20 protein-coding genes are annotated in these 25,279 nt (G+C 69.3%); 13 read left to right on the top strand and 7 right to left on the bottom strand.

Going from position 1 to position 25,279, the window contains the following annotated elements; all coding sequences use genetic code 11:
- Window positions 1-7 precede the first annotated feature (7 nt).
- Window positions 8-973 (bottom strand): hypothetical protein, encoded by a 966-nt coding sequence (locus tag ABE85_RS21190; RefSeq protein WP_157522719.1) that lies wholly within the window; start codon window positions 971-973, stop codon window positions 8-10.
- 131 nt (window positions 974-1,104) lie between these two features.
- Here ABE85_RS21190 and gshA point away from each other — a divergent pair, with 131 nt between their 5' ends.
- Complete coding sequence (gene gshA / locus ABE85_RS21185) at window positions 1,105-2,400, top strand: glutamate--cysteine ligase (RefSeq protein WP_067279290.1); 1,296 nt, start codon at window positions 1,105-1,107, stop codon at window positions 2,398-2,400.
- Between the two features lie 684 nt (window positions 2,401-3,084).
- Here gshA and ABE85_RS21180 read toward each other — a convergent pair.
- Entirely contained in the window at window positions 3,085-4,002 is a 918-nt protein-coding gene (locus tag ABE85_RS21180) for a LysR family transcriptional regulator (RefSeq protein WP_197507103.1), read from the bottom strand.
- 181 nt (window positions 4,003-4,183) lie between these two features.
- On the opposite strand from ABE85_RS21180, the gene ABE85_RS21175 reads away from it, so the two are divergent.
- The 6 genes from ABE85_RS21175 (at window position 4,184) to ABE85_RS21150 (ending at window position 13,062) form a co-directional block, all read left to right on the top strand.
- On the top strand, window positions 4,184-7,201 hold the full coding sequence (locus ABE85_RS21175; RefSeq protein WP_067279283.1) for a TonB-dependent receptor domain-containing protein: 3,018 nt from the start codon (window positions 4,184-4,186) through the stop codon (window positions 7,199-7,201).
- A gap of 115 nt (window positions 7,202-7,316) precedes the next feature.
- On the top strand, window positions 7,317-9,200 hold the full coding sequence (locus ABE85_RS21170) for a potassium transporter Kup (RefSeq protein ID WP_067279280.1): 1,884 nt from the start codon (window positions 7,317-7,319) through the stop codon (window positions 9,198-9,200).
- A 25-nt stretch (window positions 9,201-9,225) separates the two neighbouring features.
- Window positions 9,226-10,392 (top strand): benzoate/H(+) symporter BenE family transporter, encoded by a 1,167-nt coding sequence (locus ABE85_RS21165; RefSeq protein ID WP_197507101.1) that lies wholly within the window; start codon window positions 9,226-9,228, stop codon window positions 10,390-10,392.
- Window positions 10,393-10,415: 23 nt separating this feature from the next.
- On the top strand, window positions 10,416-11,399 hold the full coding sequence (gshB, locus tag ABE85_RS21160) for a glutathione synthase (protein WP_067279272.1): 984 nt from the start codon (window positions 10,416-10,418) through the stop codon (window positions 11,397-11,399).
- Between the two features lie 25 nt (window positions 11,400-11,424).
- The gene (fghA, locus tag ABE85_RS21155; RefSeq protein ID WP_067279268.1) at window positions 11,425-12,285 is read left to right on the top strand and encodes an S-formylglutathione hydrolase; all 861 of its coding nucleotides are present in this window, start codon (window positions 11,425-11,427) and stop codon (window positions 12,283-12,285) included.
- 33 nt (window positions 12,286-12,318) lie between these two features.
- Window positions 12,319-13,062 (top strand): metallophosphoesterase, encoded by a 744-nt coding sequence (locus ABE85_RS21150; protein WP_067279265.1) that lies wholly within the window; start codon window positions 12,319-12,321, stop codon window positions 13,060-13,062.
- A 73-nt stretch (window positions 13,063-13,135) separates the two neighbouring features.
- On the opposite strand, the gene ABE85_RS27125 is transcribed toward ABE85_RS21150, so the two are convergent.
- Window positions 13,136-14,224 carry a Uma2 family endonuclease gene (locus ABE85_RS27125; RefSeq protein WP_082938817.1) on the bottom strand — a complete coding sequence of 363 codons (1,089 nt, stop codon included), beginning with the start codon at window positions 14,222-14,224 and terminating at the stop codon, window positions 13,136-13,138.
- A 147-nt stretch (window positions 14,225-14,371) separates the two neighbouring features.
- Window positions 14,372-15,658, bottom strand: a complete 1,287-nt coding sequence (locus ABE85_RS21140) for a flavin-dependent oxidoreductase (protein ID WP_067279261.1) — start codon at window positions 15,656-15,658, stop codon at window positions 14,372-14,374.
- A gap of 96 nt (window positions 15,659-15,754) precedes the next feature.
- Here ABE85_RS21140 and ABE85_RS21135 point away from each other — a divergent pair, with 96 nt between their 5' ends.
- Both ABE85_RS21135 and ABE85_RS21130 read left to right on the top strand, forming a co-directional pair.
- Window positions 15,755-16,276 carry a MarR family winged helix-turn-helix transcriptional regulator gene (locus tag ABE85_RS21135; RefSeq protein ID WP_067279258.1) on the top strand — a complete coding sequence of 174 codons (522 nt, stop codon included), beginning with the start codon at window positions 15,755-15,757 and terminating at the stop codon, window positions 16,274-16,276.
- Complete coding sequence (locus ABE85_RS21130) at window positions 16,273-17,268, top strand: Bug family tripartite tricarboxylate transporter substrate binding protein (RefSeq protein WP_067279255.1); 996 nt, start codon at window positions 16,273-16,275, stop codon at window positions 17,266-17,268. The genes ABE85_RS21135 and ABE85_RS21130 overlap by 4 nt, the downstream gene beginning before the upstream one ends.
- Here the strand turns inward: ABE85_RS21130 and ABE85_RS21125 are convergent.
- Window positions 17,190-18,410, bottom strand: coding sequence for a CynX/NimT family MFS transporter (locus tag ABE85_RS21125; RefSeq protein WP_067279252.1), 1,221 nt, complete (start codon window positions 18,408-18,410; stop codon window positions 17,190-17,192). The genes ABE85_RS21130 and ABE85_RS21125 overlap by 79 nt on opposite strands.
- Before the next feature lie 92 nt (window positions 18,411-18,502).
- Between ABE85_RS21125 and ABE85_RS21120 the strand changes: the two genes are divergently transcribed.
- On the top strand, window positions 18,503-19,069 hold the full coding sequence (locus tag ABE85_RS21120; RefSeq protein ID WP_067279248.1) for a helix-turn-helix domain-containing protein: 567 nt from the start codon (window positions 18,503-18,505) through the stop codon (window positions 19,067-19,069).
- Window positions 19,070-19,138: 69 nt separating this feature from the next.
- On the opposite strand, the gene ABE85_RS21115 is transcribed toward ABE85_RS21120, so the two are convergent.
- A complete protein-coding gene (locus tag ABE85_RS21115) occupies window positions 19,139-20,542 on the bottom strand; it encodes a cytochrome P450 (protein ID WP_231993150.1) in 1,404 nt (467 codons plus the stop codon).
- Window positions 20,543-20,694: 152 nt separating this feature from the next.
- On the opposite strand from ABE85_RS21115, the gene ABE85_RS21110 reads away from it, so the two are divergent.
- The 3 genes from ABE85_RS21110 (at window position 20,695) to ABE85_RS21100 (ending at window position 24,447) form a co-directional block, all read left to right on the top strand.
- Window positions 20,695-21,603, top strand: coding sequence for an AraC family transcriptional regulator (locus tag ABE85_RS21110; protein ID WP_067279244.1), 909 nt, complete (start codon window positions 20,695-20,697; stop codon window positions 21,601-21,603).
- Window positions 21,604-21,708: 105 nt separating this feature from the next.
- Window positions 21,709-23,586, top strand: a complete 1,878-nt coding sequence (locus tag ABE85_RS21105) for an ATP-binding cassette domain-containing protein (RefSeq protein ID WP_067279241.1) — start codon at window positions 21,709-21,711, stop codon at window positions 23,584-23,586.
- Window positions 23,587-23,658: 72 nt separating this feature from the next.
- Complete coding sequence (locus ABE85_RS21100; RefSeq protein WP_067279238.1) at window positions 23,659-24,447, top strand: hypothetical protein; 789 nt, start codon at window positions 23,659-23,661, stop codon at window positions 24,445-24,447.
- A 25-nt stretch (window positions 24,448-24,472) separates the two neighbouring features.
- Here ABE85_RS21100 and ABE85_RS21095 read toward each other — a convergent pair whose 3' ends face one another.
- Window positions 24,473-25,258 (bottom strand): fumarylacetoacetate hydrolase family protein, encoded by a 786-nt coding sequence (locus ABE85_RS21095; RefSeq protein WP_067279234.1) that lies wholly within the window; start codon window positions 25,256-25,258, stop codon window positions 24,473-24,475.
- Window positions 25,259-25,279: the final 21 nt, after the last annotated feature.

Here is a 25,279-nt window from a genome sequence, read left to right as displayed (position 1 = left end):
GGGCCGTTCAGCGCGGCGTTGTCCGGGGTTCGACGGAAAGACGCTCGGCCAGATCCGCCATCGTGGTCAGTTCATTGGGCTGGATCGCGAGTGGTCCGCAGCGTTCGCGCAGGTCGCGAGCGTGTTGGAGGATGCGCTCCTCCACCTGTTGCGAAGACGACGGCCAGTCCGCCTCCCGGTCCTTGCAGAGGCGTTCCGCGCCGGCCAGCGCGATGGCGGGTCCGAGCCCATCGACGCTCAGGAAGGCGATCCGCTCGGACGGGAACTCCTCGCGGAAGCGTCGGCAGAATTGGACGAGGTCCTCCGCGTCTTCCGCGGGCAGCAGGTCGCGATCGAGCGGCGTGGTCAGTTCGAGGACGTCGATCTCGGCCCGCTGTCCCCGCGTCGGTGGGCTCCCGGCCGGCACCGACAGGTCCAGCGAGAGCTCGAGCCTCAGCGTTTCGGCGCAGGACGGCGTGCCTCGTTCCCCGGGAGTGTCCAGCCGCCAGACTTTGGCGCCATGTCCGCAAGGCAGCCGACCTTGCCAGTTCTCGGACAGTCCGTGCGGCTCGCGGAGCCAGGGTTGTCCGGTGCTCAGGTCGACGATCAGGCCGACGTTGTGTTCCATGAGGGCGCCGATCAGGCGGATGCGGCTCGCGTCGGTGCGCAGCGGCGCGGCGAGCACCAGGGTGCGGTCGTCCACGAGGTGGCCGGGGAGTGGCTCATCGTTTCCGGCCTGGGGGGCGGTGCGCTTCGACAGCTCCGCGCCGGTGGGTGCGCGCCACACCTCTCCGGTGCCACCCTCCGGCCCGGGGGTTCCCATCCTGCTGTCCAGCGCCAGGTGCAGGCGATCTCCCCGCCGGTAGTCGGGAACGACCACCATGGTGTCGTCGACCTTGGGCCCGTCGACCGGATCGGGCGCGGTCGTGGCGGGGCTGGACAGGCAGAGCGGGCGGAGAGACGGCATGGGGGTTCGCGCAGTGAGGGCTTCCATGAGTTGCCGGCGGTGAACTTGAGTTCGTATGCGGTACGCCTCCCCTTGCGTTACGGCATTCCGCCCCCAGTTGCGCATGCCTAGAATCGTCATACCCCCTCTGGTCCGCCTTCTGGCGTCCGCTGCCCATCATGGTCCCTCATCTCATCACCGCCCTGACCGGGCCCATCAATGAACTGGAGCAGCGCGTCCTGGAGTCGATGCCGGCGATCGAACGCTGGTTCCGGCTCGAGTGGATGGAGCACACGCCCCCGTTCTACAGCTCGGTGGACCTGCGCAACGCCGGCTTCAAGCTGGCGCCGGTGGACACCAACCTGTTCCCGGGCGGCTTCAACAACCTGACGCCCGAGATGCTGCCCCTGGCCGTGCAGGCGGCCATGGCGGCGATCGAGAAGATCTGCCCCGAGGCCAAGAACCTGCTGCTGGTCCCGGAAGCGAAGAACCGCGGCAGCTTCTACCTGTCCAACCTGGCGACGCTGGTCCGCATCTTCTCGATGGCGGGGCTGAACGTGCGGCTGGGCTCGCTGGACGAATCCGTCAAGGAGCCGACCACGGTCGCGCTGCCGGACGGCAACGCGCTGACGTTGGAGCCGCTGGTCCGCCAGCGCTCGCGGCTGATGCTCAAGGACTTCGATCCCTGCACCATCCTGCTGAACGACGACCTGTCGTCCGGCGTCCCGGACGTGCTCAAGCACCTGCACGAGCAGTACCTGCTGCCGCCGCTGCACGCGGGCTGGGCGCAGCGCCGCAAGAGCCAGCACTTCCGCGCCTACGAGGAAGTCTCGAAGAAGTTCGCCAAGCTGCTGGGCATGGACCCGTGGCTGATCTATCCGCATTCGGTGGCGGTGGACGGGCTGGACTTCGCGACGGGCGCCGGGCTGGACGCGCTGCAGGCGCAGGTCGACGCGACGCTGACGCGCACCCGCCGCAAGTACAAGGAATACGGCATCCAGGAGAAGCCTTTCGTCGTCGTCAAGCCGGACGCCGGCACGCACGGCCTGGGCGTGATGACGATCCGCGATGCGAAGGACCTGGATGTGCTCGCGATCAAGGCGCGCGACAAGCTGGCCAAGCTGGAAGGCGTGCCCGCGCTGTCGCAGGTGCTGGTGCAGGAAGGCGTGGTGACGCACGAGCGCATGCACGAGGCGGTCGCCGAGCCGGTCGTCTACATGATGGACCGCTACGTCGTCGGCGGCTTCTACCGCGTGCACGCCGACCGCGCCGAGGATGAGAACCTCAACGCGCCGGGATCGAGCTACGTGCCACTGGCCTTCGCGCACTCGTCGCACCTGCCCGCGCCCGGCGAGAAGCCCGGCGCCAGCGCGCCCAACCGCTTCTACATGTACGGCGTGATCGGCCGCCTCGCGATGCTCGCGGCCAGCTACGAGCTGGAGACGACCGATCCGGATGCCGAGGACTACGCCTGAAGGACTAGGCCTGAGGCCGGACGACGCACGAACGCAGGCTGTCGATCACGGCGCGACACGCCCGGCGCAGCGGCGCCGGGATGGCGTCCGCCACGCGATCCCTGAGGCGCCCGAAGCGGGTGCGTGACGCTGCTGCCCGGGCCGGCGCGGCGGCGCTCTCCAGTAGTCGTGCCATCGGGCCGTCAGGCAGCCGGTCTGAGTCGGGCGATGTCGATGCCTTGAGCTCCGCGCGCGCCTTGAGCTCCTCGAGCACCGGTTGGAAGGCCGCCCTGGACGCCTCCGTGGGCGAAGGGGGTCGTGGCGGCAGAGCATCGGCAGAGGCTTTCGGCGGCTCAGGGGCCCGATAACTCTTGGTCGACTTTGCGCGGATGCGCGGCAGTGGGACCGGGCGCGGAGGGCGCGGGGCGAACCGGATGGGGCGTTTCAGGAGGCGTGTGACGAAGGCGGGCTCGAGCAGCGCCCCTGGCGGGCCGGATTCGATGAGCGGCACGCGTGATGGGTCGATCACGGGGCCGGCGGTGGATGCGGGAACGGGGAACGTCATGAAGAGCTCCAATCCATGAGACCACCTCATGGTTGCGAGGCTCAGTTGTCATGCGGCCACCCAGGTTCCGCCGCTCGCCTGATGTAGACCCGATGTCGGCCTGATGTTCGTCCGATGTCTCCGGCCGGGCGGCTCGCGGGTCAGGTCTTGCCCCCCTCCGAACCCGCGGCCTCCACCAGCAGTTGCCGGAACCGGTCGACCGCCTCGACCTGCGTGTCGGGCAGGTGCCAGACGCTCATCGGGCCCAGTCCCAGATCCACCGCGTGCGGCAGGATCACGACCACCTCCTGCTTGGCGGCGGCCATGGCCATGTCGTGCGGCATGACGGCGACCAGCGGCATCTCGCGCATCAGGCCCAGGGCGAGCATCGCGTCGCCGCTCTCGATCAGGTCCGTGGGCGGCGCGAGGCCCATCTCCTGCCAGAGCCGGTCCATCAAGGTCCGTGTGCGCGTGCCCGGCAGCTGCCAGATCCAGCGCTGCTGGCCCAGTACTTCCCAGCTCAGCCTGGGCGTGCGCGCCAGCGGGTGCTGCGCACTCATGGTCAGCACTTCGGGCTGAGACCGCAGCGACACGCGCGCCAGTCCCAGGGGCTCGTCCTGGGGCATCGCGCGCGCGACGACGAGGTCCAGCGTTCCCGCCAGCAATTCCGCGAACAGCGAGCGCAGCGCATGCGTGCGGATGCTCAGCGTCACGCCGGGGTTCTCGCGCTTCATCGCGGTGATCGCCACGGGCAGCAAACGTGCGAGCGATGCGTTCGTCGCCCCGATGCGCACCTCGCCGGACGCGCCGCGCACCATCGTGGCGACGTCCCCCGCGGCGCGTTGCAGGTCGGCATCGAGCTTGCGCGCCAGCGTCAGCAACCGGCGCCCCAGCGGCGTGGGCTGCATGTTGCGTCCGCGCCGCACGAACAGGGTTTGTCCCAGCCCTTGCTCCAGCTCCGCCAGCGTCTTGCTCACCGCGGGCTGCGTCACGTGCAGCTGATCGGCGGCAGCGCTGATGCTGCCTGTGTCGTTGAGGGCCAGCAACACCCGCGCGTGCCGCAGCGACATGCGTCGCATGACGAAGTGTTCCGCAGCTTCGGGGGATGTCGACGACGCATTCATAACCAAACTTTCACAGATCCATCACAAAGCATCATGGGCCGAAAGACGCCGCTCCTTACCGTGACCCCGCCTCCCCGAGTTGTCCCCGAGTTGTCCCCGAGTTCTCCCCGAGTCACGTCACAGGAGTCTTCTTTCCATGGTCCGTCGAATTTCTCATCCGCAAGGTCAGCGTCCGCTGAAGCCCGTGCAGATCGCGGCTGCCGTCGCGCTAGCGCTCGCCAGCCAGGCGCACGCCCAGCAGGCCCCCGCATCGGCAGCATCGGCCGCATCGGCGGCCGCGCCCGCGTCCGCCGATGACTCGAAGAAGCTGGAGCGCGTCGAGATCACCGGCACGCTGATCAAGCGCACCGACAAGGAGACCCCGTCGGTCGTCCAAAGTATCACGCGCGAAGAGATCCGCAACTCCGGATATGCCAACGTCGAGGAGCTGCTGCGTGCGAACTCCGCCGTCGACCTGGGCTCCATCGGCGACGGCGCGGCGTCGGGCTTCGTCGGCGGCGTGTCGACGATCTCGCTGCGCGGCTTCGGCTCGCAAGGCACGCTGATCCTGATCAACGGCCGCCGCACCGCGCCGGTCGCGGCGGTGGACGTGAACTTCGGCCGCGGCACGATGATCAACGTCAACACCATCCCCAAGGAAGCGATCGAGCGCATCGACATCCTGAAGGACGGCGCCTCGGCGATGTACGGGTCGGACGCGATGGCCGGCGTCGTCAACTACATCCTGCGCAAGGACTACCAGGGCATCGAAGGCAGCGCCTCCTACGGCGCCAACGACAAGGGCGTGGGCGCGACGAAGAACGGCGCGATCACCTTCGGCTTCGGCAACCTGGACACGCAGCGCTTCAACGTCTTCGGCGGCCTGGAGGTCTCCAAGCGCGACAGCGTCATGGCCAACGAGCTGAAGGACCGCGGCAATCTCGCGCTGCAGAACCAGTACCTGACCTCCAACGGCTCGCTGGCGCGTTTCACGCCGGACTCGTCGGCGTCCTTCTACGGCAACTACTACCGCGTGCCGACCAGCCTCACCGGCTCCACCCCGATCGGCGGCATCAACGTCGCCAACAACAGCCTGTCGGGCGCGAACTACCTGGGCACAATGTCGGGCTGCCCGGCGGACCGGACCGTCGGCCAGGGTGTGCCGAACCGGCCCGGCGGCTTCCTGCCCACGACCGGCTCGCTGCCGACGGGCCTGTGCCGCTTCAGCCTCGACGACGCGGACGAGCTCATCGCCAAGCAGGACCGCCAGAGCGGCATGGTGCGCGGCACCTTCGCGATCAACAACGACCTGACCGCGTATGCCGACCTGATGTATTCGAAGACCAAGACGACCGAGCAGCGCGTGCCCTACGCGCTGACGACGTCGCTGGTCACCTCGGGCAATCCGGTCGCGACGACCTGGCCCAAGCTGGACGGCAGCTTCCTGCGCCAGAACGCCATCATCCTGCCCGTCGGCCACCCGGACAACCCGACCAACGGCCAGGCCAACTCGCAGGCCGTGCAGCTGATCTACCGCTTCGAGGACCTGCCCACGGGCGACACCAACATCCTGCGCTCCACGCGCCTGACGGCGGGCCTGGAGGGCACCGCCTTCGGCTGGGACTTCGACACCGCGATCCTGGTGAGCCAGAACAACAACGAGCGCTTCCAGGAAGGCCGCGTGCGCAGCTCGCTGCTGAACGCGGCGATCGCCAACGGCACCTACCGCTTCGGCAAGACCAACTCGCAGGAGGCGATCAACAGCGTGTCGTCGACGGCGTACAACGAGGGCAAGTCGCAGCTCGTGTCCTGGGACCTGCGCGGCAGCCGCGAGCTGTTCCAGCTGCCGGGCGGCCCGGCCGCGATCGCGGTGGGCACCGAGCTGCGCAAGGAGAAGCTCGACGCCATCCCCGACGATGTCTACGGCACCGGCGACTACATCGGCCTGGTGGCCAACGGCGCCTCGGGCAGCCGCAAGTCGTATGCCGCGTTCACCGAACTGAGCCTGCCCGTGGTCAAGCAGCTGGAGCTGCAGGCCGCGGCGCGCTACGAGCACTACGACGACTTCGGCAACAGCACCACCGGCAAGGCCGGCTTCAAGTGGACGGCGCTGCCCTCGCTGATGGTCTTCCGCGGCACGGCGGCGACGGGCTTCCGCGCGCCGGCGATCTCGCAGATCGGCAACTCGTTCGCGTTGTCCTTCCACAGCTTCCAGGAGCGTCGCGTCTTCGACAGCCTGCGCTGCGACACCAGCAACCCGAACGCGCCGGTCAGCAAGGCGCCGGTGTCGGTGAACCGCGACTGCAACGTGCTGGGCTTCACCGCGGTCCCGGCCGGCACGACGAGCCCGGGCAGCATCCCGACGGTGATCAGCGCCAACTCGAACCTGCAGCCGGAGAAGTCCAACTCGTTCACCGCCGGCATGATCTTCACGCCGAGCAAGTACGCGGACCTGGCGATCGACGGCTGGTACTTCCACCGCAAGAACGAGATCCGCTCGCAGCGCGGCGTGGACATCATGGACGACTACAACGCCAACCCGAGCTCGGGGAACATCCAGGTGGTGCGCGATCCCAATCCCGAGACCTGGCTGCCGGGCGTGGCCAACAGCGGTCCGATCATCATGCTGGTGCGGCAGTACGGCAACAACGAGTGGACCAAGACCTCGGGCATCGACTACGACCTCAACATCCGGCTGCCGGCGATGGCCTGGGGCAAGTTCAGCATGAACGTCAACGGCACCTACACGGCGCGCTATGACCAGCTGGTCGTGAAGGGCCAGGAGGTGCAGCACCAGGTCGGCACGACCACGTCGGACATCTCCAAGACCCGCGCCAGCGCGACCTTCAAGTGGGACACCGACCGGGCGCGGGGCTGGATCCGCTTCAACCACGCGGATCCGCTGTCGAGCACGGTGTGCTCGTCGCTGACCGCCGCGCAGAGGGCCTTCCTGAGCAACCTCAACCGCTGCCGGGTGGGACGGGACCGCACGATCGACCTGGGCGCCTCGTACAGCGGCTTCAAGGGCCTGACGCTGTCGGCCAGCGTCATGAACGTCACCAACGACTACGACCGCGCCAACGGCATCCCGACCGTGTTCAGCTACTACGACAGCGGGGCGTCCAACGTGCTGGGCCGCCGGTTCAACCTGGGGGCGAGCTACGTGTTCCAGTGAGCGCCGTCAACCCCCGCCCCGCAACGGTGGCGGGGGGCATTGACGCACTGCACAACGGAAGGCAGACAATACGCGCTTTCGACTTCCGGCAGCCCGGGCGGCTGCCGCGACCTTTGTGAGTTCACACCACGCGCCCCGCACGCCTGCCGCCCTGGCCGGCCTGACCGTCGGGGCCCTCGGTGTCGTCTACGGCGACATCGGCACCAGTCCCCTGTACGCGCTGAAGGAAGTCTTCCACGGCGCGCACGTCCCCATGACGCACGACAACATCCTCGGGGTGCTGTCGCTGCTGTTCTGGACCATGACCGTCGTGGTCTCCTTCAAGTACGTGCTGCTGATCCTGCGCGCCGACAACAACGGCGAGGGCGGCCTGATCGCCATGCTGGCGCTGGCCACGACGGCCGTGCGCGAGAAGCCGTCGCTGCGCCGCGGGCTGATGCTCGTGGGCCTGTTCGGCACGGCGATCTTCTTCGGCGACGCGGTCATCACGCCGGCCATGACGGTGCTCTCGGCCGTCGAGGGCATCGAGGTGTACGCGCCGCAGTACCACGACGCGGTGGTGCCGATCTCGCTGGTGGTGCTGGCGGGGCTCTTCGCGGTGCAGCGCTTCGGCACCGGCGGCGTGGGCAAGGCCTTCGGGCCGGTGATGCTGGTGTGGTTTACCACGCTGGCCCTGCTGGGCATCCCGAAGATCGTCGGCAACCCGCATGTGCTGCAGGCCATCAACCCGATGTGGGCGGTCGACTTCTGCACGCACTACGGCTGGGTCGCCTTCGTCGCGCTGGGCGCGGTGGTGCTGGTGGTGACCGGCGGCGAGGCGCTCTACGCCGACCTGGGCCACTTCGGCAAGCAGCCGATCCGCATCGCCTGGTACAGCTTCGTGATGCCGGCGCTGACGCTGAACTATTTCGGCCAGGCCGCGCTGCTGCTGGACAACCCGGAGGCGATCAAGAACCCGTTCTTCCTGCTGGCGCCGAGCTGGGCGGAGATCCCGCTCTTCATCCTGGCGACGCTGGCGGCGATCGTGGCCTCGCAGGCGCTGATCACGGCGGCGTTCTCGGTGACCAAGCAGGCGGTGCAGCTGGGGCTGCTGCCGCGCATGCGCATCGTGCACACGTCGGTGCGTGACATCGGCCAGATCTACGTGCCCTTCGTCAACTGGGGGCTGTTCGCCTTCGTCGTCGTGGCGGTGGCGTTCTTCGAGTCGTCGAGCAAGCTGGCCGGCGCCTACGGCGTGGCGGTGACCATCGACATGACCATCACCACGGTGATGACCTTCTTCGTGATCCGCTTCGGCTGGCGCTATCCGCTGTGGCTGTGCGTGCTGGCCACGGGGGCGTTCTTCGTCATCGACGCGACCTTCCTGGCGTCCAACCTGCTGAAGGTGGCGCACGGGGGCTGGTTCCCGCTGCTGATCGGCTTCGGCATGTTCACGCTGATGCTCACGTGGAAGCAGGGCCGCCGGCTGCTGTCGGACAAGCTGCGCGAGGACGCGATCGACCTGAAGAGCTTCCTCGAGGCCGTGTTCATCAACCCGCCCACGCGGGTGCAGGGCACCGCGGTGTTCCTGTCGGCGGAGGTGGGCGTGACGCCCAACGCGCTGCTGCACAACCTCAAGCACAACAAGGTGCTGCACGAGCAGAACCTGTTCGTCAGCGTCAAGCATCACGAGGTGCCGTGGATCGGCTTCGAGAAGCGGGTCGAGGTCGAGAGCCTGGACAACGACTGCTGGCAGGTCAACCTGCACTTCGGCTTCAAGAACGAACCCGACGTGCCGGACGCGCTCAAGCTGCTGGAGCAGCGCGGGGTGCATCTGGACGAGATGGAGACCAGCTACTTCCTGTCGCGCGACATCGTGATCCCGACGATCGGGTCAGGCATGGCGCTGTGGCGCGAGAAGCTGTTCGCCAGCATGCACCGCAACGCGGCGGCGGCGGCGGACTTCCTCCATCTGCCGACGAACCGGATCGTGGAGCTGGGGTCGAAGGTCGAGATCTGACGCGGGCGTCGCTATGCTGGCGGTCATGAATCGCTGGCTGAAAGACCTGTCCCTGTCCGCCGTGGTCGCGGGCTTCGTCGCGGTGCTGGTGGGCTTCACCAGTTCGGTGGCGATCGTGTTCCAGGCCGCGCAGGCGCTGGGCGCGACGCCGGCCCAGACCAGCTCCTGGATCTGGGCGCTCGGGCTCGGGATGGGGCTGACCAGCCTCGGCCTGTCGCTGTGGACCCGGCAACCGGTGCTGACCGCCTGGTCCACGCCCGGCGCGGCCCTGCTGGCCGGCGTGTCCGGCATCTCCATGTCCGAAGCCGTCGGCGCGTTCATCGTCTGCGGCGTGCTGATCCTGATCGCCGGCGCGACACGCTGGTTCGAACGGATCATGGACCGCATCCCGATCGCGATCGCGTCCGCGCTGCTGGCCGGCGTGCTCGCGCGCTTCGGGCTGGATGCCGTGCTGGCCACGAAGACCGCGCCGGCGATGGTTCTGACGATGGCGCTGACCTATGTGCTGGCGCGCCGTTTCCTGCCCCGTTACGCGACGCCGCTGGTGCTGGTGGCCGGCATCGTCGTCGCGGCCTCGCAGGGGCGGCTGCATCTGGAGGCCGTCGTCTGGGACTGGGCGACGCCGGTCTGGGTCACGCCGTCGTTCTCCTTGACCGCGCTGGTGGGCGTGGCGCTGCCGCTGTTCCTGGTGACCATGGCCTCGCAGAACCTGCCCGGCGTGGCGGCGCAGCGGGCGTCGGGTTACCAGACGCCGGTGTCGGCGAGCATCGCGGCGACGGGCTTCGCGTCCATCGTCTTCGCGCCCTTCGGCGGCTATGCCTTCAACCTGGCGGCGATCACCGCGGCGATCTGCATGGGGCGCGAAGCGCACGAGGATCCGGCGCGGCGCTACATGGCGTCAGCGATGGCGGGCGTGTTCTACCTCGCGATCGGTCTGGCGGGCGGCGCGGTCGTCGGGCTGTTGACGGCCTTCCCGCGTGAGCTGATCGCCGCCGTGGCCGGCCTGGCGCTGCTGGGCACGATCGCCGGCGGGTTGTCCGCCGCGCTGAAGGACGAGCACCACCGCGACGCCGCCATCCTGACCTTCCTGGTGACGCTGTCAGGGCTGAGCCTGCTGGGCATCGGTTCGGCGTTCTGGGGCGTGGTCGCCGGTGCGGTTTCTCTTTTGGTGCAACACTTCCGGACTCGTTGAGTTCCTTGCTGAAAGCCTTGCCCATGAAACTGCTGTTCGTCGCCGATCCGCTGTCGACCTTCAACACCTACAAGGACTCCACCTTCGCGATGATGCGCGAGGCCGCCCGGCGCGGCCACGAGCTCTGGGTCTGCGAAGTGCCGGACCTGCTGTGGGTCAGCGGCGGACGCGTGACGGCGCATGCGGCGCAGCGGTTGACGCTGACGCCGGAGGCCGTCGCCAGCCAGGCCGGCACCAAGCTGGCCGTGTGGCACGACGTGACCGCGACGCAAGACCTGGCCCTGGCCGACGTCGACGCGGTGCTGATGCGCAAGGATCCGCCCTTCGATTCGGAGTTCTTCTACGCCACGCATCTGCTGGAGCAGGCGGAGCGCGAAGGCGCGCGCGTGTTCAACAAGGCCGCGTCGCTGCGCGACCATCCGGAGAAGCTCGCGATCCTGGAGTTCCCGCAGTTCATCGCGCCGACGCTGGTGACGCGCTCGGCGGCGGCCATCCGCGCCTTCCACGCGGATCATCAGGACATCATCCTGAAGCCGCTGGACGGCATGGGCGGCATGGGCATCTTCCGCGTCAAGGCGGATGCGCTGAACCTGGGCAGCATCATCGAGACGCTGAACAAGAACGGCGCGCAGTCGGTGATGGTGCAGCGCTTCGTGCCGGAGATCGTCAAGGGCGACAAGCGCATCCTGCTGATCGGCGGCAAGCCGGTGCCGTACTCGCTGGCGCGGATCCCGCAGGGGACCGAGGTGCGCGGCAATCTGGCCGCGGGCGGGAAGGGCGTCGCGCAACCGCTGACGGACGACGACCGCCGCATCGCGGAAGCGCTCGGACCGATCCTCGCGGCGCGCGGCCTGCTGCTGGTGGGACTGGACGTGATCGGCGACCGGATGACCGAGCTCAACGTCACGAGCCCGACCTGCTTCCAGGAAATCATGGAGCAGACGGGCTTCGACGTCGGCGCCGTGTTCATCGACGCGCTGGAAGCGGCGATGGCCGCGGCGCGTTGAGCGCGGCCCGTTCCGGGACATCGACATGACATTCGAATTGATCAGCGAGCACGCGAGCTTCGGCGGCGTGCAGCGTTTCCATCGCCACGATTCGGCCGAGATCGGCCTGCCGATGCGCTTCGCGCTGTACCTGCCGCCGGGCGGCGCGCGGGCGGTGAAGGGCTTGCTGGTGTTCCTCGCGGGGCTGACCTGCAACGAGGAGACCTTCACGATGAAGGCAGGCGCGCAGCGCAAGGCGGCGGAGCTGGGCCTGGCGCTGCTGATGCCGGACACGAGTCCGCGCGGCGACGCGGTGAGCGCGCTGCCGGGCGCGACGGCGTCGTGGGACTTCGGCGTCGCGGCGGGCTTCTACCTCGATGCGACGCAGGCGCCGTGGGCGACGCACTGGCGCATGGAGAGCTACCTGATGCGGGAACTGATCCCGCAGGTGCAGAAGGCGCTCGGACTGGACGCGTCGAAGACGGGCATCGCGGGCCACTCGATGGGCGGCCATGGCGCGTTGACGCTGGCGCTGCGGCATCCGGGCGCGTTCACGTCCGTGTCGGCGATCGCGCCGATCGCGGCGCCCAGCCGCTGCCCCTGGGGCGTGAAGGCCTTCACCGGCTACCTTGGCGAGGACCGCGATGCCTGGCCCGCGCACGACGCGAGCGCGCTGATCCAGGCGCAGAAGCGCGCGCCGTATCCGCACGGCATCCTGGTCGACCAAGGCCTGGCGGACAAGTTCTTCGTCGAGCAGCTGTACCCGGAAGCGCTGGAGTCGGCGTGCGCGTCGATCGGGCAGCCGCTGACGCTGCGTCGTCATGAGGGCTACGACCATGGCTACTACTTCATCGCGAGCGTGATCGACGATCACCTGGCGCATCACGCGCGGCAACTGGCGGGCTGAACGCCAGTTCGCGCTGCCACCTCCGAAGCCGCCATGCGCATCGCCCTGCTGTCGGACATCCACGGCAACCTGCTGGCGCTGGAGGCCGTCGTGGCCGATGCGCGGCGACGGGGCGTGGACCAGATCGTGAACCTCGGCGACATCCTGTCCGGCCCGCTGCAGCCGTTGGAGACGGCGCAGTACCTGATGGCCCAGAACTGGCCGACGATCGCCGGGAACCATGAACGTCAACTGCTCGCGATCACGGCGGAGAAGCCGGGCGGCGAGTCCGACCGCTTCGCGCGTGAGCAATTGGGCGAGGTGGAACTGGTGTGGCTCCGGTCGCTGCCGAAGACGATGCAGCTGAGCGACGAAATCTTCCTTTGCCACGGCACGCCGCGCAGCGACATCGAGTACTTCCTCGACACGCAGGACGGACCGCGCCTGCGCATGGCGACGGCGCCGGAGATCGCCGATCGCATCGGCGATCAAGCCTCGATGCTGGTCTGTTGCGGCCACACGCACATCCCGCGCGTGCTGCGCAGCGCGAGAGGCCAGTGGCTGGTCAATCCCGGCAGCGTCGGCCTTCAGGCCTGGGACGACGATCATCCGATCCGCTATGTCGCCGAGAACGGCTCGCCCGATGCGCGCTACGCGATCGTGGAGCGGACCACGCGGGGCTGGCGCACCGAATCGATCAGCGTGCCCTACGACCACGAAGCGATGGCGAGCCTCGCTTCTCGGAACGGTCGGGAGGACTGGGCGAGGTGGTTGAGGACGGGGTGGGCGGACGAGTGAGACTGGCGATGACGCCCGCGTCTACGTTGATCAACCTCACGGACATCCCTGACCTGTCGCGATAACGAGCGGCTCAAGCCGCCATCGGAACATTGGCAAACACGAAGGCCGCAGGAATCTCCAGGTCAAGTGATTCCAGCCGAAGGGGCGCATCGGCGATGAACTGGTGCAGGCTCCAGGCGCCATCCGGACCGCGGCGGTGAATGTCGATGCGACGCTTCACGCAGTCCACCAGCACGTACTCCCGCAACGATGGAATCCTGAGGTACTCCTCACGTTTCACGCCGCGATCCTTCGCGCGAGTCGATTTGGAAAGCACCTCGATAAGCAAGAGCGGCGATTGCATCGCCACGTGGTCCGCCGTCAGGGGTTCGCAGGTGACGGATACATCGGGGAAGTAATAGTTCTGCCCGGCACCTTGCAGACGAAAATCGGCCATCAGAACGCGACATGGCGTGTTGAGCAGGTGAATATTCAGCGCAGTGGAGAGGTTGATGCAGGTCGTCACATGGCCGAACTTGGCACCGGTCATCGACACGATCCGACCGTCGATGAACTCGTGCTTGCAGTCTTCGTCAGCGTCCCAGTCGAGGAACTCCTGCCCGGAAAGCCTCGGGTCCGGCGCGTCCAGCCCCTTGAACGCCGCCGCCACGTCGAGCCGGAGATCGATCGACGCCAGTTCGGCCATTTCGCCTTCGCTGAAGGTGAGCGTCTTCCAGTGGCCGGCGTCGTCACGGCGACGGACCTCGATGGCGCGCGCCGCCATGTCGACACTGACATGCTCACGTACCGTCGGTAGCCGCCTGGCGGCGACCGAGCGGCGCACGATGTCCGCGGCGCGTGGCCCGCTGCCCACCAACTCGAACACGAGCACCGGTGCCGGGCGAGCCGCGAAGCGCGCCGCCACGATCGCATCGGGATGGATGACGGTGTAGTCGTCGACCACGACGGCTTGTCCACGGATGGACGACGCCAGTTCGCTGTCGCCGAGGTGGCGCTTCACCGCCATCGTGACGTTCACCAGCACCCGGAAGAACGCGGGATCGCGAGCGGGCAGCGGAAACTTCTTCCCGCCGACGAGGTCGTGCAGGATCTCTTGATCGTTTTGCCACTGCAAGAAGTGGTCGGCGGTCATCAGCAACTCATTGAACAAGGAGGACATTCACCACTCCTGCAACTTCGTGAGGGAAGGTGGTGATTCTTCGAAGACTGTCGCCTGACGTCTCTCACCTCAATCAGCATGAAATCCAGGCGCGGTCCCCGATCCAAGGAGACTGGGTGACCGAGATGAGCAGGGCGGTTCCGGATGCTACGGCGCGGACGCCGCGGACGCACCTGCCGGCGTGTCCGCCAACGCCGTCTGCCGATGCCCCGCCGCCGCCTTGTAGCGCTTGACGAACGCATCCACCTCCGCCGGATCGATCACGTCCTCCAGCCGGTCGAAGCCGTCCGGCGCGCGTTCCTCGACCATGTCGAGGATGTAGTCCAGCCCCTCCTGCCGGTTCAGTTCGACGATGCGCGCGCACATCGGCCGGCGCTCGGCTTCGTAACTGTCGAGGGCCGTCTCCACGCGCCGTTCCTCGCGCAGCGCCCGCGCGATCGCCTCGGCGTCGACGATCGCCTGCGTCGCGCCGTTCGAGCCGATCGGGTACATCGGATGCGCCGCGTCGCCCAGCAGCGTGATGCGGCCGTGCCGCCAGCGCGGCAGCGGATCCCGGTCGACCATCGGCCACTCCAGCAACTGCGTCGCGCTCGCGATCACGCCGGGCACGTCGAGCCACGGGAAGCGCCAGCCGCCGAAGGTCGGCAGCAGGTCGGCGATCGAGCCGGGCTTGTTCCAGTCCTCGCGACCGGGCGCGGTCAGGCCGCCGCCGAGACCGTCCTCGCGCAGACGCCGGTCGCAGATCCAGTTGATCAATTGCAGCCCGTCCGGTCCCGGCGGTGCGATCGGATAGACGACGAACTTCGCGCGGCGGTGGCCCGCCTGCACCATCGTTCGTCCGTCCAGGAACGGCTTCGCGAGCGAGGTGCCGCGCCACATCATCATCCCGTTCCAGCGGGGGGCGCCCTCGTCGGGATGGAACTGGCGGCGGATCGCCGAATGGATGCCGTCCGCGGCGATCAGCAGATCGGCGCGCCGTTCGACCGGGGCGCCGTTGGCGTCCGTCCCGTGCACGACCACGCCGTCGCCCTCGGTCCGCGCGCCGGTGGTGCGCCAGCCGCTGAGGACATGTTCCGCGCCAAGCCGTTCCACCGCCACGCGCCACAGCATCAGCTGCAGTTCGCCGCGATGCACGCTGAACTGCGGGTGGCTGTAGCCGCCGGCCAGTCCGCGCCGGTCCTCGTAGATCGTCTGCCCGTGCCGGTTGGCGAAGATCAGCGCCGAGGTCGGCACCGCCATCGCCTGCAGCGCCGGCATCAGCCCGAGCCCGTCGAGCACCGCCACCGCGTGCGGCAGCAGGTTGATGCCCACGCCCAGCGGCTTGAGTTCCGCGGTGGCTTCGCAGACGGTCACGCGGTGACCGTCGCGCTGCAGCGCCAGCGCCGCGGTCAGTCCGCCGATGCCGCCGCCGGCGATCAGGATGTCGAGGGCCATGGGAGTCTCCAGGCGTCGTGGGATGTCGATGGGGAACCGATCAAGTCAGGGTAAGCGAGATAGTTGCTCTATGCAACAGTACCTAAGCTGATCCGCATGAGCCGGACCAAGTCGTCGAACCCCGTCGCGGAACCGCCCGAGGCGCCGCTGCTGCCCGTCCCCGGCCTGGACTACGGCATCCTGGACGATCTGCTCGGCTACGCGCTGCGGCGCGCCCAGAACGCGCTCTACCTGGACTTCTACCGCGCGACCGCGGAGCTCGACGTCAGCCCGCAGCGTTTCGCGGCGCTGGTGCTCGTCGGACGCAATCCGGGCATGCGGCAGGGACTGCTCGCGCAAGCGATGGGCCTGCATCGCAGCGGCGCCTTGCGCCTGACCGACTGGCTCACCGGCCGCGGCTGGGTGGAGCGCCGCGACGACGCCGAGGACGCGCGGCGCTGGGGCCTGTTCCTCACGACGGCGGGCAAGCGCCAGCTCACGACGCTGGAGCGCCGCGTGCGCACGCACGACGAGCGCCTGATGAGCGCCCTCGGCGATCGCGCCGTGCGACTGAAGGCGGACCTGGAGCGCCTGGCGGAAATCGCCACGACAGACAACAACGACGGAGACAAGCGATGAACGACCTCGATCGGAAGCTCACCCGCCGCGACGCCGGCCTGCTGGTCGGCGCCGCCCTGGCCGGCCTGGCCGGACCCCTGCGCGCGCAGACCGCGGCGATGCCGCGCATCCTCGTCGGCTTCCCGGCCGGCGGCTCGGTGGACGTCAGCGCGCGGCGCCTCGCCGAAGCCTGGCGCGGACGTCTCGCCGACAACGTGCTGGTCGAGCAGCGCGTCGGCGCTGGCGGCCGCCTGGCGGTGACCGCGCTGCGCGATGCGCCGCCCGACGGCGGCACGCTGCTGGTGAGTCCGTCGTCGATGTTCACGATCTATCCGCATGTCTACCGCAAGCTGGCCTACAAGCCGGAGACCGACGCGATCGCGGTCTCGCCGATGGCCAACGCGACCTGCGGTTTCGGCGTCGGGCCGATGGTGCCGGCGACGGTGAAGACGATGGGCGACTTCGCCGCCTGGGCCAAGGCGCATCCGGAGCAGTCGTCCTACGCCTCGCCCGCGGCAGGCGCGATGCCGCACTTCCTCGGCGACCAGTTCAAGCGCGCCGCCGGCATCGCGTTGACGCATGTGCCGTACCGCGGCGCCGCGCCCGGGCTGCAGGACCTGATGGGCGGGCAGATCGCGTCGGGCTGCTTCCTGCTGGGCGACCTGCTGCCCTACGTCGCGGGCGGTCGCATCCGCATCCTCGGCGTCACCGACCACGAGCGCTCGCGCTTCGCGCCGGAGGTGCCCACCTTCGGCGAGCAGGGCTTCAAGGGCATCATCGGCGTCGAGACCTACGGCCTGTTCCTGCCGCCGAAGACACCGGCCGCGGTCGTCGACAAGGTCTTCGACCTGGTCCGCGTCGCGTTGCGCGAGAAGCAGGTGGTCGAAGGCCTGGCCAAGCTCGGCTGCGAACCGCTGGCGATGCAGCCGGCCGACTACGCGCGCCGGCTGGCCGCCGAACGTGCGCAGTGGGGACCGATCGTGGCGGCGTCCGGGTTCTCGTCCGACGACTGAGCAAGCCGCCGCCAGGCGAAGAGCGCCAGCGGGATCGCGAGCGCCGACAGCGCGAGCGACAGTCCGCCCGCGGCGCTCCATCCCCAGTGTTCGACGACGGTGCCCATCAGCGGCGGCCCGAGCAACGCGCCAGAAGCGCCGAACTGCGTGAGCCGTCCGCTGGCGAGCGACAGGCGCTCGGGCGTCCGCGCGGCCAGCGGCAGCAGCGCGAAGACCAGGCTCGGGAATACGCCCGATGCGGCGTTGATGCTGATGGCCAGCGCCGCCTGCCACGTGGCGTCGCCGCCGTCGCGCATCACGCCGAGATAGAGCAGCCCCGACACGCCCAGCGACATCGCCATGCCGACGGCGAGCGCGCGCGACAGCGCGCCGTGCCGCCGCAGCAGCCACGCGCCGAGCGCGCTGGCGGGCACGTTGGCCAGCGCGGCGGCGGCGGTCCAGGTCCCGGCGGTGCTCAAGGGCATGCCGCCTTGCGTGAGCAGGCTGGGCAGCAGCGCAAGCAGGCCCACCTCCGCGATCGCGTACGCGCCGAAGGCGGCGACCAGTGCCCAGAGCAGCGCGCCGGTCGCACCCGGTGGATGACGGGATTCGACGGCGTGCGGGTCGTCGTCCACGCGGATCGCCCACAGCCCGATCCACAACAGCACGCCGCCCACGACGCTCAGCGCCTGCGCGGGCCGCCAGCCGGCCCAGCCCGCCGCGTGCGCATAGGCCCAGGCGCCGATCGCCATGCCCACCGGGAGGAAGGTGCTCCAGAGCGCCATCGCGGCGGCCTGGCGTCGACCCTCGGCCGCGCGGGCGATCAGCACGGGCGCGGCGACGACGATCGCGAGGTAGCCCAGGCTCTCGATCAGCCGCGCCAGCGCGAGCAGGGCCAGGCCCTGGGCGAATCCCGCCGCGGCCGAGCCGACGGCGAGCGCCAGCACCGCCGCCGCCAGCGCGCGCTTCAGGCCGAGACGCGGCAGCCAGCGGCCCGCCGCGCCGCCCAACGTAGCGCCGCAGACTTCGAGCAGCGAGGTCAACGCGGCCATCGCCGCCAGCCCGAGCTGGAGCTCGCGCGCGATCGGCGGCGACAGCGCCGCCAGCTTGCCCAATTGCGCCGCGGCAAACACGCCGCAGAGGTAGTACAGCAGAATCCTCACTTCGGTCCTCCGGTGCCGATTGTCCTGATCATCGATCCCTCGTCTTCGTCTTCGTCTTCAACCGCGTCATTGCGTCCGACTGCCTTTCCGTCATGAACGATTCGCCGCTGCTCTCCTGCGATGCCCGCCAGCTCGGCCGCAGCCTGCGTCAATGGCGCACGCTGCGCCGCTTGAAACAGGGCGCGGTCGGCGCCGAACTGGGCGTGTCGCAGACGACGGTGTCGCGGTGGGAATCGGGCCTCGCCGCGCCCTCGCTGGACGAGCAGCAGACGCTGCGTCGGCTGATGGCCGCGCGACTGGACAGCGCCGCCGACTTCGAACTGGGACGCCTCGTCGAGCGCGCGCCGGGCGCGGTGCACCTGATCTGCGACCTGAGCCATCGCCTGCTGGCGATGTCGCGCGGTCGCGAACACCATTGCCGGCTGCCGCGCTCCGAGTTGATCGGACGCGCGCTGTGGTGCTACGCGACGCCGGAGATCGTGGCGCAGGAGGCGCAGCTCGACGCGCTCGGCTGGTACGAGCCGGCGCCTGGCGCGGTCGAGTTCGACACCGGCGCGTCGGTGGAGCAGGACATGCCCATCCAGCCGAGCCGGATGCGCTGGGTGCGCTTCCAACTCTCGGACGGGAGCTTCGTTCGGTTGACCGAGACGATCTCGTAAGGCGGTCATGCCGCGAGGCTACGGACCGCCTCGCACGCCGTCCACGAATAAAAGATTCAGCGCGCCGATTCAGCGCGGCAGCAGGCGCAGCCGCAGCGGCGTCGCAGGGCGCAGCGTGATGTTGAGCACCGGGGTCGGCGGTGTCGCATCAGGCACCGGCGCGAGGCGATGCCGTTGCAACACCATCGCCGCGATCAGCGTGATCTCCATCAGCGCGAAGTGACTGCCGAGGCATACCCGCGGTCCCGCGCCGAACGGCATCCAGGCGCCTCGCGGGATCTCGCGATGGCCGGAAACAGGATCGAAGCGCTCCGGTCGGAAGGCATCCGGTTCGTCGAACCAGCGCGGGTCGCGCTGGATCACGCCCGGCGTCAGCCGCAGCATCGCGCCGCGCGGGAGCCGCAGGCCGGCGATCTCCCGCTCTTCGGTCAGCCGGCGCGTGAACAGGGCCGGTGCCGGCGGGTACAGGCGCAACGTTTCCTTGATGCACAGGCTCAGCCACGGCAGGCGCGTGAGGTCCGCCGCTGTCGGCGCCCGGCCGCCGAGCACCGCGTCGACTTCATCGGCCGCGCGTCGTTGCGCCTCGGGATGCGCGGCCATGCACCAGCCCCACCAGGTCAGCGCGGCGGCGCTGGTCTCGTGGCCGGCCAGGAAGGTCGTCATGCACTCGTCGCGCAGGGCGGTGTCGGACAGCGCCGCGCCGTCGGCGTCGCGCAAGGACATCAGCATCGCGAGCAGATCGTCCGGCGTCGGGTCGCCGCGCTGCCCGCCCGCCCGGCGCGCGGCGAGATGGCCGCGGACCAGCGAGTCCAGCGCGCGCAACGCGCGGCGCTTGCCGCGCTTCCACGGCGCCCACAGCGGCGCACTGAACGGCACGTACATCTCGCCCATCGCGACCTTGCCGAGCTCGTGCACCGCCCAGGACGCCTCGGCGACGACGGCCTCGCCGTCGCCCGTCGAGAACAGCGTGCGCAGGATCACGTCCATCGTGAGAAGGGTCATGAGCTGCTCGAAATCGATGTCCACGCCCGCCGCGTTGGCGTCGCGGCCCCCGTCGGCGACATCGGGGAGCCGGTCCAGGGCGCGCTGTGCCGCGTCGATCATCAACGGCAGGACGCCCTGCACGCGCTGCGGCGCGAAGCCCGGCTGCAGCAGCTTGCGCTGCCGTTGCCATGCCGGTCCTTCGGCGACGAGGACGCTCTGGCCGTGCGCATCGGCGAAGACCTGCGTCGCACGCTCCCAGCGGATCATCCCGTCGCGGCCGGCGATCAGCAGTTCGCGGACGTGGTCGGGGTGGAAGAAGTTGAAGTCGTCGAGACCGAGCAGCCGCTGGTGGACGACATCGCCGTGGCGCTCATGCAGCTGCCGCATGTGGCCGAGGTAGTCGCGGCGCATGGACAGGACTTCGGGCAGGCCGGCCCAGCGCGGACGCGGACCGGGCACGGTATCGAGGATCGAAAGGACGTGGCTCATGAGGTCGCATGGTCGCCACGACGCGTCGGGTCGTCTTGAATCGAAGCGACATCGTCCGGACCCGTACTTCCCCCGCCGCTGGCCCTCACCCCCGCCCTCTCCCGCAAGCGGGAGAGGGAGCAAGAAGGTGTTGTGCGCCTAGACTGCGACGCATGGACGCTCCTCTGCATCCCGGCACCGTCGCACGCCTGCACATCCCGCCTCGAGCGCTGGAGGGCTGCTTCTACGCCTATCTCTGGCGAGACCTGTCGGCGGCCGCCGAGCAAGGCGAGACCTTGACCGATGCGCAGTGCCAGAGCTGGTTCCCCGCGACGCCGCTGTGCGGACTGAGTTGGACCTTGAGCGGGCGCGTGCGGGAACTGGACGTCGGGACTGAGGGTCCCTCCGATGGCGATGGTGGGCCGGTCCCATGGCTGCCCTCCAGCGTCATCGGCGGCCCGCGCAGCGGCCCCAAGCGTTTCCAGGCGACGCCCGACTGCCGGGCGTTCATGGTGGCGATCCGGCCGGAGGCGCTGCAGGCGATGACCGGCGTGGACCTCAGTGCGTTCAAGGACCGGTTCCTCCCGTTGTCCGTCATCGACGATCCGGCGTGGCGCGCACTCGATGTCGCGATGCTTGCCGCTCGCGACGAACAGGACGCCCGACGCACGCTGGAGGACTTCCTGCTGCCGCGCTGGCGGACGGTGCGCGACGAGGTGGTGGCGGACGATCCGCCGCCGCGAGGTTATGCCGGCTGGATGCAGCATCTGGCCTTGCGCGCGATCGCGGCGGGCCACGGTCGCAGCGTCCGGCAGGCGGAGCGCCGCATCAAGCAGTGGAGCGGCCAGAGCCTGCGCGCGCTGCGTCTGGTCAGCCGCGCCGAGGCCGCCTTCCAGCAGGTGCGCAAGCTCGACGAGGACGAGGGCGCCGTCATCTGGAGCGCGCTCGCGCAGGACCACGGCTACGCCGACCAGGCCCACCTGTGCCGCGAGACCCGCCGCCTGAGCGGCTTCAGCCCCGAGGAACTGCGCCGCCGCGTCGCCCAGGACGAGGCCTTCTGGGCCTATCGCGTCTGGGTCTGATGCGCCGTATTTCTCCCTCTCCCGCTTGCGGGAGAGGGCAGGGGTGAGGGCCAGCGGCGGTGGAAGTACGCAGGCCATGTTGCGCCATCGAGGACAATCGCGTTCATGGCTGTCCTTTCCCTCTCCAACGCCCACCTTGCCTTCGGCCACGTGCCGCTGCTCGATGCCGCCAATTTTTCCCTCGAGACCGGCGACCGCGTCGGCCTGATCGGTCGCAACGGGACCGGCAAGTCCTCGATGCTGAAGGTCCTCGCGGGCATCGAGAAGCTAGACGACGGGCTGCTGCAGCTCGAAAAGGGCCTGACCAGCGTCTACGTGCCGCAGGAACCCGAGCTGCGTCCCGAGGCGACGATCTTCGACGTCGTCAGCGAAGGCGTCGCCGAGGCCAAGGCCCTGCGCGAGCGCTACGAGGCGCATGACGAGAACGACGACCTCGGCTGGGTGCAGGAGCGCATCGAGCAGATCGGCGCCTGGAACTGGGAGCAGCGCGTCGACGAGACGCTGCACCGCCTGGACCTGGACGGCGGCCGCAAGATCGGCGAACTCTCCGGCGGGCTGAAGAAGCGCGTCGCGCTCGCCCGCGCACTGGTCGCGCAGCCCGACGTGCTGCTGCTCGACGAACCGACCAACCACCTGGACCTCGACGCGATCCGCTGGCTTGAAGAGCTGCTGAACGGCTTCAAGGGCTCGCTGCTGCTGATCACCCACGATCGCGCCTTCCTGGACAACGTCGCCAACCGCATCGTCGAGCTCGACCGCGGCCAGCTGCGCGGTTATCCCGGCAACTTCGCCGCGTTCCAGGCGGCCAAGGCCTACGAGCTGGAGAACGAGGCGCTCGCGAACGCGCGCTTCGACAAGATGCTGGCGCAGGAGGAAGTCTGGATCCGCAAGGGCGTTGAAGCCCGTCGCACGCGCAGCGTGGCGCGGGTGCAGCGGCTGCACGAGATGCGCAACGAGCGCCAGTCGCGCCGCGACGTGCAGGGCAAGGTGCGGCTGGATGTCGCCACCGGCGATTCGAGCGGCAAGATCGTGGCGGAGCTGGAGGGCGTGTCCAAGCGCTTCGGCGACCGCGTGATCGTCGACGGCTTCACCGGCACCATCCTGCGCGGCGACAAGGTCGGCCTGATCGGCCCGAACGGCGCCGGCAAGACGACGCTGCTGAAGATGATCCTCGGCGAGCTGGCGCCGGACAGCGGCGCGGTGCGCCTGGGCACGAAGATGTCGGTGGCCTACTTCGACCAGATGCGCGACGCGCTCAACCTCAGCGCGACGCTGGCCGACACGATCAGCCCCGGCAGCGAGTGGATCGAGATCGGCAACCAGCGCAAGCACGTCAAGAGCTACCTGAGCGACTTCCTGTTCTCGCCCGCGCGGGCGGAATCGCCGGTGTCCAGCCTGTCCGGCGGCGAGCGCAACCGGCTGCTGCTGGCGCGCCTGTTCGCGCGGCCGGCCAACGTGCTGGTGCTGGACGAACCGACCAACGACCTGGACATCGAGACGCTGGAGCTGCTCGAGGAACTGCTGGCCGAATACGACGGCACCGTGTTCCTGGTCAGCCATGACCGGCGCTTCCTGGACAACGTCGTGACCTCGACCATCGTCAGCGAAGGCGGCGGCAAGTGGCGCGAGTACGAAGGCGACATCGAGGACTGGCTGCAGCAGTCGCAGCGCGCCGCCGAGATCAAGGCACGTCAGGCCCCGGCCGCGGCGCCCACGCCGGCTCCTGCCCCGGCACCCGCACCGGCGCCGGTCGTCGCGTCCAAGCGCAAGCTCAGCTACAAGGAGCAGCGCGAGCTGGACGAGATCCCCAAGCAGATCGGCGCGCTCGAGACCGAGCAGAAGCACCTGCAGGCGCTGCTCAACAGCACCGAGCTGTACCAGCAGGGCGCCGGCCGGATCACCGAAGTGACGAACCGCAGCGCCGAGATCGATGAGGAACTGCTCGTCCTGATGCAGCGCTGGGAACTGCTGGACAACAGGTGACGGGGAGGGTGTCGTCGGAACCCCGACGATGCCGGCGCGGACAGAGGGATCTCACTTTTTGCAGAGGATCCCATGCCGCTTTCGAACCCGCTTTCGAACCCGGGTTCGAATCCGTATTCCGGACATGTCCGACCCGATCCCGGGTATCCCGACTGCGACTCCGACACCGACGACACCTTCATGGAGCCGGTCCGGATGCTCATGTCGATCGATGACCCCGACGACCTGCAAACCGTGTGGGTGGCGGGTCGCTATCGATGGTCGGATCCGGACCCCCGTGATCGCGATGTGTGCGGGTCGAGGCAGCCGCTCCACCCCGCCCTGCACGCGCTGAGACAGCAGCTCGCGAAGGCGCCCGCCGTGGCCGGCGATTGCACGCCGCAAGTGTTCGGCGATGCCGTGGAGGCGCTGCGCGCGCTGCGAACGGCAGCGACGCCGCCGGCGCGTTCGAACATGACGCCGATCATCCACGGCAGCACGGCCGGGATCGGCCGGATCATGCTGGCGTGGGCGGGCTCGGACGTCGCCCGCGCGCGATTGGTCGAGGCCTTGAAGGCGAGCTCGCAGGAGGATGTCGCCGATGTGGTCGCCGCCGCTTTCGTGTCGGCGATGCGGGACGGCGTTGAGCACCAGGGAAGCGCCCGGTTCGAAGGGATCCGGGCTGTCCTGCGCGACATCCGGCCCGATGCCGATGCGGTGACGCGTTCGCTCGACCGCGTCGAGGGCAGGGGCGACGACGGCCGCCTTCGACGACCTCCGGGTGATCACGCCGCCCGGTCATGGCGCTCCAGCTTCGGGCGCTATCCCGCGATCTGCCAGATGATGGCCGACGAGATCCGTCTTCCCCGATTCATGTCCTGAGGTCGTCGCGCCTGGGCGGGAGCGCTCAGCAGCGGACGACGAGTTCGCCCAGGCCCTCGTAGCGGGCGGTGACCGTCGCGCCCTTGGCGAGCTTCGTGGCCACGCGCCACGAGCCCGTCGTGACGACGCTGCCCGCCGGCACCGTCAGCCCGCCGCGCGTCGCGATCTGCAGCCAGCCGGCGACGACCCAGGCCGGGTCGTTCAGGCCATGGCCGCCGAGGCCGCCCATGGGCGTCTGGCCTTCGACGATCAGTTCGCAGGGCTGGTTCGCCCAGTCGTGACCGGGCTTCCACGCCTGCCACGGACCCAGCGCCAGCGCGCCGTGCGTCTGCGCGTCGGCCAGGCGCAGGTGGTTGTCCGCCGCCAGGCCGCGCTGCCAGCGCGAGCCCAGCCATTCCACCGCGACGCACATCGCGTCGATCAGGTGTTCGGCCTGACCGGGCACCAGCGCCGCCGCCATCTCCGGGGTCACGTCTTGCCCAAGGCGCAGGGCGATCTCGGCCTCGGCGCCGACCAGCGTCACGTCGCTGAAGTCACCGCCGTTGCGCAGGCCGCGGACTTCACGCGCGCGCTGCGGCGGCAGCGGCGAACTGCCCAGCGCGCCCTCGCGCGACGATCCGCCGCACTTCCAGAACTGCACCCGGCCGGGCGACAGCCAGTCGAGCCGCTTCGCGAGTTCGGCCTGCGCCACGTAGGCGGCCGCCTCACCGGGGAGCGACCACGCGCTATCGTCGAGCAGGGCGTCGGTGGTCCAGGCCTCGGCGAGCGCGGCACCGAGATCGGCAGGAGAGGAGGAGGGGGTGTTCGTCATGAGCGCGGATCTTAGGCGCGT

Source organism: Mitsuaria sp. 7, from assembly GCF_001653795.1.
Classification (GTDB): domain Bacteria; phylum Pseudomonadota; class Gammaproteobacteria; order Burkholderiales; family Burkholderiaceae_C; genus Roseateles.
Note: the sequence above shows the minus strand (reverse complement) of the source record. Positions and strands in the feature narration are given on the sequence as shown.